At 73.0% G+C, this 10,563-nt stretch carries 5 protein-coding genes and 3 rRNA genes (1 of these 8 cut by a window edge); 6 read left to right on the top strand and 2 right to left on the bottom strand.

Annotation, left to right across the window (positions count from 1 at the left end; all coding sequences use genetic code 11):
- The 4 genes from WME98_RS48785 to WME98_RS48770 all read left to right on the top strand — a co-directional run.
- Window positions 1-255: ribosomal RNA gene (locus WME98_RS48785) — 23S ribosomal RNA — on the top strand; it begins 2,752 nt to the left of the window's first position.
- 136 nt (window positions 256-391) lie between these two features.
- Window positions 392-508, top strand: a 5S ribosomal RNA gene (gene rrf, locus WME98_RS48780).
- A gap of 209 nt (window positions 509-717) precedes the next feature.
- A 5S ribosomal RNA gene (gene rrf, locus WME98_RS48775) occupies window positions 718-834 on the top strand.
- A gap of 673 nt (window positions 835-1,507) precedes the next feature.
- Window positions 1,508-6,400 (top strand): Lhr family helicase, encoded by a 4,893-nt coding sequence (locus WME98_RS48770; RefSeq protein WP_437954120.1) that lies wholly within the window; start codon window positions 1,508-1,510, stop codon window positions 6,398-6,400.
- A 160-nt stretch (window positions 6,401-6,560) separates the two neighbouring features.
- Here the strand turns inward: WME98_RS48770 and WME98_RS48765 are convergent, their stop codons facing one another.
- On the bottom strand, window positions 6,561-6,857 hold the full coding sequence (locus WME98_RS48765) for a KGG domain-containing protein (RefSeq protein WP_061622275.1): 297 nt from the start codon (window positions 6,855-6,857) through the stop codon (window positions 6,561-6,563).
- Between the two features lie 721 nt (window positions 6,858-7,578).
- Between WME98_RS48765 and WME98_RS48760 the strand changes: the two genes are divergently transcribed.
- Complete coding sequence (locus WME98_RS48760; RefSeq protein WP_437948365.1) at window positions 7,579-8,913, top strand: hypothetical protein; 1,335 nt, start codon at window positions 7,579-7,581, stop codon at window positions 8,911-8,913.
- A gap of 294 nt (window positions 8,914-9,207) precedes the next feature.
- A complete protein-coding gene (locus WME98_RS48755; RefSeq protein ID WP_061622273.1) occupies window positions 9,208-9,480 on the top strand; it encodes a hypothetical protein in 273 nt (90 codons plus the stop codon).
- Window positions 9,481-9,565: 85 nt separating this feature from the next.
- Here WME98_RS48755 and WME98_RS48750 read toward each other — a convergent pair whose 3' ends face one another.
- Entirely contained in the window at window positions 9,566-10,204 is a 639-nt protein-coding gene (locus WME98_RS48750) for a response regulator (protein ID WP_061622272.1), read from the bottom strand.
- Between the last annotated feature and the right edge of the window lie 359 nt (window positions 10,205-10,563).

Here is a 10,563-nt window from a genome sequence, read left to right as displayed (position 1 = left end):
GCCCATAGTACGAGAGGACCTGGGTGGACGTACCTCTGGTGCTCCGGTTGTCCTGCCAAGGGCATAGCCGGGTAGCCATGTACGGAACGGATAACCGCTGAAAGCATCTAAGCGGGAAGCCGGCCTCAAGACTAGGTGTCCCGGGCCGCAAGGCCCCTAAAGACCCCTCGTAGACCACGAGGTTGATAGGCCGGGTGTGGAAGCCGAGCAATCGGCGGAGCTAACCGGTACTAATAGGTCGTGCGGCTTGACCATACTTCTAAGGCAAACATCGAAGCGTCGCGCCCGGAGTTCGGGTGACGAGCAGCGTGACACAGCTGGCCCTGCGTAGAAGAGTAGAGCGCCGCAAGAGCGGGCTCCGTAGGGTTCCGATTGGACGCACCCACAAGTTTCCGGTGGTGATATCGAGAAGGTCACACCCGATCCCATACCGAACTCGGAAGTTAAGCTTCTTGGAGCCGATGGTACTGCCAGGGCAACCTGGTGGGAGAGTAGGACGCCGCCGGGATTTTTTTTTGAGCCTGCGCGCCGGCTTTGCCGCACGCAGGCCTTTTTTGCCACGGGTCTACAGCGCGAGCTGGACCCGGGGCAAGCAGCGAGCGCGCCGCGCCCGGAACTCGGGCTGCGAGCAGCGCAACAAGAATGGCCCGGATTGGAGCGCCGCGAAGCGCGGGCTCCGCCGAGCGTCCCCCCCACGGGGAGGACGTGCCACAAGTTTCCGGTGGTGATATCGAGAAGGTCACACCCGATCCCATACCGAACTCGGAAGTTAAGCTTCTTGGAGCCGATGGTACTGCCAGGGCAACCTGGTGGGAGAGTAGGACGCCGCCGGGGTTTCTTTGAACCTGCGCATGGTGCGAACCGTGCGCAGGTTTTTTTTTGTGCTTCGAAACCTGGCCCAGGCGCGGCCCGTCCTCCGCGCCGCCCGTCCCCCGCGCGGCCCGGTGCGCGCCGTCCAGGGGCCCCGGCGTCCATCGAAACGGCCCCGGGGGTCGTCTGCACCCTACCCACACCTCCAGGCGCTGAGCGCCGGCGGGTGGGGCCACACGGCGGGGGCGGGCGGGCGCGCTGAGCACCGACCGAGGTGCCATGAGGTTCCAGGGGGCTCGAGGTCTCAGGCGCGCCTTGTGTGGCGCGCGACGTGACGTCTCAGCGGGCATGGCCCGAAGGGAGACATGCCGGGTGGTGTTCCCTGCGTAAGCTCCCGCGCCCCGGTCTTGGCGGATGGCCAGCGCCCGCCCGCCCCCGCCGTGTGGCCCCACCCGCCGGCGCGTGCCGCTCGGAAGCCCCCTCTTCCCGGCAGGATGGCCGCCTTCGAGGCAATGCGCCCGTGGCCTTCCGCCTCGCTGACCGGGCCTGAACGAGCGGTTGCGCCGAGTCCCCCCGTGAGGGATGGCTTCTTGCATCGCCCGCAGCCGCCCGCTCAACAAGGGGCCGCATGAAGTCAGGCGCGACGATGCGCCGCGCCCAGCTGCCAGCTGGCTTCACGCGCCGCGCAACGCCGCCGATGGCCAAGAAACGCTCCTCCACGCCCGATCCGCTCGCCCGCTTCCACCCCGCCACCCAGGCGTGGTTCCGCGGAGCGTTCTCCGCGCCCACCCCCGCCCAGGCCCTGGGCTTCCCTCCCATCCTCGACGGCGCCTCCACCCTGCTGCTCGCCCCGACCGGCTCCGGCAAGACGCTCGCCGCCTTCCTCGCCGCCATCGACCGGCTCATGGCCTCGCCCGAGCCGGATGCCGCCGAGCGCTGCCGCGTCGTCTACGTCTCGCCCCTCAAGGCGCTCGCCATCGACGTCGAGCGCAACCTGCGCGCGCCGCTCGCCGGCATCGCCGCCGCGGCCGAGCGCCTCGGCCTGCCGTACCGGGTCCCCCAGGTCGGCGTGCGCTCCGGCGACACCGCGCCCGAGGACCGCGCCCGGCTCGCCAAGAAGCCGCCGGACATCCTCATCACCACCCCGGAGTCGCTCTACCTCCTCCTCACCGCCAACGCGCGCGACCGGCTGCGCGCCGTCGAGACCGTCATCATCGACGAGATCCACGCGCTCGTCGCGACGAAGCGCGGCGCGCACCTCGCCCTGTCCCTCGAGCGGCTCGAGGCGCTCCGATCGGCGCCCGCGCCCATGCAGCGCATCGGGCTGTCCGCCACCCAGCGGCCGCTCGACGAGGTCGCGCGGCTGCTCGGCGGCGGCGAGATCGACGGCGCAGGCGCGGGCGCCCGCTTCGCGCCGCGGCCGGTGACCATCGTCGACGCGAGCGCCCCCAAAGCGCTGGAGCTCCGCATCGAGGTGCCCGTCGAGGACATGACCAAGCTCGCCGAGGCCGCGCGCGCCGGCGAGGGCCCGCTCAAGGGGCCGGCCGAGCCGGCGCAGCGCTCGATCTGGCCGAGCATCCACCCGCGCCTCGTCGAGCTCGTCCGCGCCCACCGCACCACGATGATCTTCGTGAACAGCCGGCGCCTCGCCGAGCGCCTCGCCGCGGCCCTCAACGACACCGCGGGCGCCGAGATCGCGCTCGCCCACCACGGATCGATCGCCCGCGAGCAGCGCCAGCAGATCGAGGAGCGGCTCAAGGCCGGCCTCCTGCCGTGCATCGTCGCGACCTCGTCGCTCGAGCTCGGCCTCGACCTCGGCGCCGTCGACCTCGTCATCCAGCTCGAGGCGCCGCCCTCGGTCGCCGCCGGGCTCCAGCGCGTCGGCCGCGCCGGGCACGAGGTCGGCGGCACGTCGCGCGGCGTCGTCTTCCCCAAGCACCGCGGCGACCTGCTCGCGTGCGCCGCGGCCGCGTCCCGCATGCGCGAAGGCAAGGTCGAGGCGACCCTCTACCCGAGGAACCCGCTCGACGTCCTCGCCCAGCAGATCGTCGCCATCGCCTCGATGGACACCCTCCACGTCGACGCGCTCTTCTCGCTCGTGCGCAAGGCCGCGCCCTTCGCCGACCTGCCCCGCGCGAGCTTCGAGGGCGTGCTCGACATGCTCTCCGGCCGCTACCCGTCCGACGAGTTCGCCGAGCTCCGGCCGCGCATCGTCTGGGACCGCGTGGGCGGCGCCGTGCGCGCCCGCAAGGGCGCGAAGCGCCTCGCCGTCGTCAACGCCGGCACCATCCCCGACCGCGGCCTCTACGGCGTCTTCCTCGACGCCGGCGGCGACGCGGCGCGGCCCGGCCGGCGCGTCGGCGAGCTCGACGAGGAGATGGTCTTCGAGGCCCGCGAGGGCGAGGTCTTCCTCCTCGGCGCCTCCTCGTGGCGCATCACCGACATCACCCACGACCGCGTCCTCGTCGTCCCCGCGCCGGGCGAGCCGGGCAAGATGCCGTTCTGGCGCGGCGACCAGGCCGGGCGCAACGCGGAGCTCGGCGCCTCCATCGGCGCCCTCGCGCGCCGCCTCGCCTCGCTGCCCGACGGCGACGCCGAGCGCGCGCTCGAAGGCGAGCACGGCCTCGACGAGCGCGCGGCGCGGAACCTCGTCCGGTACGTGCGCGACCAGGCCGCGGCCACGGGCGAGGTCCCGAGCGACCGCGCCATCGTCCTGGAGCGCTTCGTCGACGAGGTCGGCGACTACCGCATCTGCCTCCTCTCGCCGTTCGGCGGCCGCGTGCACGCCCCGCTGTCGACCTGCATCGCCGAGAAATGCCGCATCGAGCTCGGCCTCGCCGTCGACACCGTGTGGACCGACGACGGCATCGTCCTCCGGCTGCCCGAGTCCGAGTCGCCCCCCGACGCGAAGCAGCTCCTGCCGCAGGCCGACGAGGTCGAGGACCTGCTCGTCCGCGGCCTCGGCGACACCGCCCTCTTCGCCTCGCGCTTCCGCGAGTGCGCCGGCCGGGCGCTGCTCCTGCCGCGCAAGTTCCCCGGCAAGCGCTCGCCGCTCTGGGCCCAGCGCAAGCGCGCCGCGGACCTGCTCGCCGTCGCGTCGCGCTACGGCTCGTTCCCGATCCTGCTCGAGACCTACCGGGAGTGCCTGCGCGACGTCTTCGACCTCACGGCGCTCGAGGACCTCCTGCGCCAGATCGCCGCGCGCAAGGTCCGCGTCCTCACGGTCGACGTCCGCGCGCCCTCGCCGTTCGCGGCCACGCTGCTCTTCGCGTACGCCGGCAACTTCATCTACGAGGGCGACCTGCCGCTCGCCGAGCGGCGGGCGCAGGTGCTCGCCATCGACCACGCCCGCCTGCGCGAGCTGCTCGGCGAGGCCGAGCTGCGCGAGCTGTTCGACGCGGACGCCGTGCTGGCCCTCGAGGCGTCGCTCCAGCGCCTCGACGGCCGCGCGCCGCTCAAGCACGAGGACCAGGCGCACGATCTCCTGCTCTCGCTCGGCGACCTCACGCGCGACGAGATCGCCCGGCGCGCGGCGGGCCCCGACGAGCCGCCCGAGGCGGCCGGCGAGCGCGCCGCCGCCTGGATCGACGAGCTCCTCCGCGACCGGCGCGCCATCGAGGTCCAGCTCGGCGGCGAGCGCCGCATCGCCGCCGCCGAGGACGCGGGCCGGCTGCGCGACGCGCTCGGCGTGGTGCCGCCGCCGGGCCTCCCGATCGCGTTCCTCGAGCCGGCCGCCGACCCGCTCGGCGAGCTCGTCGCCCGCTACGCGCGCACGCACGGCCCCTTCCGCGCCGACGACGTGGCCCGGCGCTTCGGCCTCGGGCCCGCGCCGGTCCTGGCCGCGCTCGCGCGGCTCGCGGACCGGGGCCGCGTGGTCGAGGGCGAGTTCCTCCCCGGCGGCCGCGGCCGGGAGTTCTGCGACGCCGAGGTGCTGCGCTCGCTGAAGCGCCGCTCGCTCGCGCGGCTGCGCGCCGAGGTCGAGCCGGTCCCGCCCGAGGCCTACGCGCGCTTCCTCGCCGACTGGCACAACCTGCACCGCCGCCGCCGGGGCCTCGACGGCCTGCTCGCGGCGCTCGAGCAGCTCCAGGGCGCGCCGCTCTCGGCCTCCGCCCTCGAGGCCGAGATCCTGCCCGCCCGCGTCGAGGGCTACCGCCCCGGCGATCTCGACGCGCTCTGCGCGGCCGGCGAGGTGCTCTGGCGCGGCGTCGAGCCGGTCGGCGACGGCGACGGCCGCGTCGCGCTCTACCTCGCCGAGGCCTACCCGTACCTCGCGCCGCCGCCCGGCCGCGCCGAGGGCCCTCTGGCCGAGGGCATCCGCGCCGCGCTCGCCCGCCGCGGCGCGCTCTTCTTCTCCGATCTCTCGCGCGAGACGGGCGCCTTCGGCGCCGATCTGCTCGCGGCGCTCTGGGATCTCGTGTGGGCTGGCGAGGTCACGAACGACACGCTCGCCCCGCTGCGCGCCCTCGGCCGCGAGTCGCGCTCGAGCGGCCGGCGCCGCGACCGCGACCGCCCCGCGCCGGGCCGCGGCCTCTCTGGCCTGCGGGCGCGCCGGATCGGCCCGCCGGGCAGCGAAGGTCGCTGGTCGCTGCTGTCGTTCCCTGGCGCGTCCGTCGGCTCCGGCGCGCCCGCTGCCCCCGGCGAGACCGAGCGCCGCGCGGCGCTCGCCCGCGCGCTGCTCGAGCGCCACGGCGTGCTCACGCGCGAAGCGGCGGCGGTCGAGGGGCTCGCGGGCGGCTTCTCGGCCGTGTACGACGTGCTGCGCGCGATGGAGGAGGCCGGTCAGGCGCGGCGCGGCTACTTCGTCGCCGGGCTCGGCGCCGCGCAGTTCGCGGTGCCCGGGGCCGACGATCGGCTCCGGGCCTGCCGCGAGCCGTCCGACGATCCGCGCACGCTCGTCCTCGCGGCCACGGATCCGGCGAGCCCCTGGGGCGCCGCCGTCCGCTGGCCCGAGCTCGCCGCGCGCGAAGGCGGCGCGCCCGACGGCGCGGTCCGCGGCCCGGTCCGCCCGCAGCGGGCCGCCGGCGCCCTCGTGATCCTCCACGACGGTCGGCTGCTCGCGTGGATGGGCCGCACCGAGCGGAGCCTCACCACGTTCCTGCCCGAGGCCGAGCCGGAGCGCGGCGCGGCGATCCACGCCATCGCGTCGGCGCTCGCGGGGCTCGTCGCCGAGGGGCGTCGGCGCGCGGTGCTCGTGGCCACGATCGACGGCGAGCCGGCGCACAGCTCCCCGCTTTCGCGCGCGCTGGCCGAGGTGGGCTTCACCTCCGGGTCGCACGGCTACCTCAAGCGCGCGCCCACGGCCGAGCGAGGGCCGTGGCGGCCGCGGCAGGCGCCTTCGAACGCGCCCGACTGGGCCCGCCGCGCGGCGGCGGCGGGGCTCGACGCGCCCGAGGACGAGGTCGACGGCTTCAAGCCGCCGCCCGGGCTGCGCTCGTGGCCGGCCGGGCCTCAGGCCGGCGGATGGCGGATGGCGTCCGCCAGCGCGGCCGAGGCCGGCGCGCGCGCGGCCGACGCCGGCGCGCTGGACGACGGCGACCTCGATCTCGACGACTTCGACGACGGTGCGGGGATGGACGACGGCCCCGAGTGACGGTCGCGCGCGCGTCGACGGCGCGCGCGCTGTCCGCCGGGCGTGGTTGCCAAAAAGGACCGCCGAGCAACCGGGAAGGGACGGACCCTTCGTGGTTCCTCGGCGGCTCTTCGTGGTCCTTGCGGCGCTGGAGGGATCTCGAGCGGCGCGCTGGGACGGCTCAGCCCTGCTGCGGCTGCTCGTCGGCCTTCATCTGCTGGCTCGCGACGCGGTTCCTCCGGTTCCCGTTCCCCTGGCTGCGCGCCTCGGCGCCCTTGCGCCCGATCTCGGCCATGTGCTCGCGGTTCTGGCTGACGGCCTCGCCGCCCTTGCGGCCCGCTGCGCGCGCCTCCTCGGACGTGAACTCGTGCGCGGTGCCCTTCTCATGCGCCGCCTTGCCGCCCTGGCTCGCGATCAGGCGCTGTTGCTCCGCGTTCATCGCCGCGAAGCCACGCTTGGTCTCGGTGCTCTGTCCCATGATCACTCCTCGCATTGATTGCAACGTGAACGTCACTCGACGACCGTGACTACCTGCTGCGTAGCCACATCCCACCGGCGTTGCCGGCAACGCTGGACGTTGCTGCAACGCGGGTGCCATGCGCGAGCGCTCGGACGAAACCGACGAAGCGTCGAGGCCGGACAACCGGTGACCACCCGGGCAACACGCGCATCCACGGACGGGGCGATGCGGCAAACTGCCTCACTGTGCGTGCGGACGTGCGTAGGCGCCCCAACTGGCGCGGGCTCAGCCGCCGCGCCCCTCGAAATGACGCATCGCGCATTCTGATTTTCTCATTGCAATTCTCCGATGGTCTGTCTCGGCTCATCGGCACGAGCCGGCGAGAGGACCTATCACCCACATGAGATCTCCAGGGAGCTCCGTGCCCGCTTAGGGCATCTCCCGAGCACGGCGGCGATGAGAGCGAGAAATCCAGCGTGTTCGCGCGCCTCACCGGCGCGCGCGCTTCCGTTGAATGGTTCTTGTGATGCTGTTTATTTTTATCGATATGGTTCTGTCTCGCTCGGCCACGAAGGTCCTTGACACGTGTGTGTCGCGGGAGGGGAGGCGGCGCTGGTGCGTCGCGTCTTGACATCGCGAGGCCGCTGCCGCTTTTGTTGCGCTGCATCATCATTTCGGCGCCTGCGGCCCGCGGAGGGTCGTCGCGGGCAGCCGGGGTGGCGTGCAGGAGATCCTCACGATGGCGCTTTCGATCCCGGGGGCTCGGCTCGACGACGGCCGGCTCATCTCACCGATGACGACATCCTCGCCCCGCCGCGCGCGCGGCCGTGCTCCGGGCGCTGTGCGCGGCGCGGGCCTCCTCGCGCTGCCCCTCTCGCTCCTCGCCGGGTGCGGCGGGTCCACCGGCGCGGCGCCCGCGGAGGCGCCTGCGCCGGGCCCCGAGCCCGCCGCGCAGGCGCCTTTCGATCTCGAGAAGGCGCTCGCCCGCGAGGCCGGCGACCTCCCTGTCCGCGAGGTCCGCGCCGCGGACTGGTCGGCGCGCGCGTTCGGGGCAGGGGAGCCGAAGATCGAGCCGAAGGAGAAGCTCGTCGCCATCACCATCCCCCTCGGCACGGACAGCGCCGTCGAGTGCTTCGTCTACAACACGATGCTCGACTCGGGAGAGGTGATAAGGAACTTCATCGAGCTCCTCGATCCCGCCAAGGTGGAGGTCTCCCGCGTCGTGCCCTGGGAGGTCAGCGTGCACCGGGAGAGCCCCGCGGTGTTCGTGCAGGCCCTCTATCTCGCCCCCACCGCCGCCGGGAAGGCGGCCGGCCTGCTCAAGATCGCGCTGCACGCGGACCGGGCGCACCCCATCGCCTGCCTGCACGACGAGGTCGGGTATGTCCGCACGTTCGAGCGGCTCGCCAAGGGGATCTTCGACTCCTTCGACGCGAAGAGCGCTGCGCCGAAATCCGAGTACACGGACACGTTGATCCTGCGCATCGACAAGGCCCCTGTCGGCTTCGAGACCAGCGACCTGTTCAAGGACGAGGGCGGCCAGCGCCGATGGCTCTCGCGCTCGGCCACCCTCCTGCCGCGAGACCCGAAGTCCCTGGAGATCGAGGACGACGCCTCGAACGTGCTCATCGACGCCCAGGGCCGGATCAAGGGAGGCGTCTGGATCGAATCGTCGGCGGGCAAGGTGAACCACCGGATCGAGCTGTCGCAGAAGGCGAACCATCAATACGAGTACTCGGGAGAGGTCGAGGGCAAGAAGGTCCAGGGGACGTTCACCCCCTCGGCCAAGGCGTGGCTCGCCTCGCCGGTCGCCACCGCCTCCGAGCTCTCCCGGCTCCTCAAGAAGAAGGGCTCGTTCGACTTCAAGCAGCAGGAGTATGCGCCCTCCGTCGATCCGACCAAGCCCGTCGACGTCCAGTACGCCCGCGACGCGTCGGGCTCGGTCACGGTCTCGCTCGGGCCCATGCGCCTCGTGGGCAGCCTCGCGCCGGACGGCCGTCCGGAGGCGTTCGAGCTCTCGTCCGGTCCCCCCAGGCTGACGCTCCAGCGCGCCTACACGCGGGGCAAGCTGTAACCGTCCTCCGCCGCGCCGCGGCGGCCCGCCGCCGCGGCGGCTCGCTGGCCCGCCGCCCGGCGAGCGCGCTCGTCCGCGCGCGTCGAGAGCGTCTTTCCTGCGAGGCCCGCCTGCGGATGGCGGCCGCCTGAACACATCGTGGCCTGGTGTTCCCTGAGGGCACGTACGTGGGTATCGGGCGCAGGATGAGCAGAGTCCGGAGGGCCCGTCGTCCAACGGGCGAGCGGCATTTCAGCATCAAAAATCGTCACCGAAAATTGGGCACTCCATGGGGACGCTTCTTAGGGTGCTCTCATGGACAAGAAAATTTTAGCCGCAACTCTCCTGCAGGCGCTTGCCGTTGCCCAGCGCGAAGGACGCGTCGAGACCCTCGAGACGCTCGTCGAGAAGCTGCGCGTTCGCCGCCGGGACATCCGCGGCACGCTGACGGTCCTCCATCGCCAGGGCATGGTCGACGTGCTCCGCATGCGGCTCACGCTCTCGGGGTTCGCCATCGGCTCGGCGCTGATCGGAAAGACGTTGCCGGCGCTCAGGGCCGCTCCGCGGGCCGCCACCGCGGCGGCGTAGCCGCGGCCCAGGTCGCCGCCGCGGCGCGTCGCGCGGGCCGCGAGCGAGCGTCCGGCGCTCGCCGGGAGCTCGCCCTCGATGGGGGCTACGCCTCGACGAGGCCCGATCGCACCGCGAGGCGGGTCAGGTCGGCCACGCTGTGGGTCGCCACCTTCGCGCAGAGGCGCGCCCGGTGGGTCTCGACCGTCTTCACGCTGATCGAGAGCTGCGCGGCGACCTCCTTGGCCGAGCGGCCCATCGCGAGCAGGCGGAGCACCTGCCGTTCGCGGTCGCTCAGCGCGGCCACCATGTCTCCCTGGGCGGCGGCGTCGCGGCGCTGGAGCGCGCGCACCATCGCCGCGCTCACGTCGGGCGACACGACCGTGCGCCCCCGGGCCACGGTGCGCAGCGCCTCCGTGAGATCGGCGAGCCGGCTCTGCTTGGACAGGTACCCGTCCGCGCCGGCCCGCATGGCCTCGGCCACCCGGAACTCGTCCCGGTGCATCGAGAGCACGATGACGCGGAGCTCCGCGATGTTCTTGAGCTCCCGGATGAGCTCGACGCCGCTGCGGTCGGCGAGGCCGAGCTCGACGATCGCCACCTGACAGCGGCGGCTCTGCTGCGCCCGGAGCGCCTCCTGCCCGCTTCCGGCTTGAACGACCTCGCTCACCCCTGGCTGCGATGCGAGCGCGTGCGCGAGCGCCTCCCGAACGACGTTCTGGTCATCGACGAGCAGGATATTCATATCGAATCCCCCCTTGCCAAAGGGCCTTGTAACAGAATGCTTTGTGCTCCATGAACCTGTTTTCTACGTAAGGGAGCGCCTGGAGAGCGCGATGTCATGTCTGAGAGCCGCGCGCGGCCCCTCGCGCAATCGCCTTGGACGAGCGAGGAGGTCAATCGGGCGCGGCGGTCGATGTCGCCTGGAACGTCGTCGATCGGGCGTGGGCGCACCGGCCCTCGCAACCTCGTCCGGGAGCGCGGCGTCGCGCGAGCCCCGGGCGGCCTTGTCGGCCGCGGCGCCGGCTGCTCCGGTCGAGTCATGGCGGTGCGGCTCTGGGTCGATGCCTCTCCCTCGCCCGTTATGTTTGCGGTAGATAGGCG

It is taken from the genome of Sorangium sp. So ce296, assembly GCF_051529605.1.
In the GTDB taxonomy this organism is placed as follows: domain Bacteria; phylum Myxococcota_A; class Polyangia; order Polyangiales; family Polyangiaceae; genus Sorangium; species Sorangium cellulosum_D.
Note: the sequence above shows the minus strand (reverse complement) of the source record. Positions and strands in the feature narration are given on the sequence as shown.

What these genes read in the sequence shown, in the direction of transcription:
- WME98_RS48765 (WP_061622275.1), bottom strand. Translation starts at nt 6,857, where the DNA reads ATGGGACAGAGCACCGAGACCAAGCGTGGCTTCGCGGCGATGAACGCG.
- WME98_RS48750 (WP_061622272.1), bottom strand. Translation starts at nt 10,204, where the DNA reads ATGAATATCCTGCTCGTCGATGACCAGAACGTCGTTCGGGAGGCGCTC.
- WME98_RS48760 (WP_437948365.1), top strand. Translation starts at nt 7,579, where the DNA reads ATGGCGCTTTCGATCCCGGGGGCTCGGCTCGACGACGGCCGGCTCATC.
- WME98_RS48755 (WP_061622273.1), top strand. Translation starts at nt 9,208, where the DNA reads ATGGACAAGAAAATTTTAGCCGCAACTCTCCTGCAGGCGCTTGCCGTT.
- WME98_RS48770 (WP_437954120.1), top strand. Translation starts at nt 1,508, where the DNA reads ATGGCCAAGAAACGCTCCTCCACGCCCGATCCGCTCGCCCGCTTCCAC.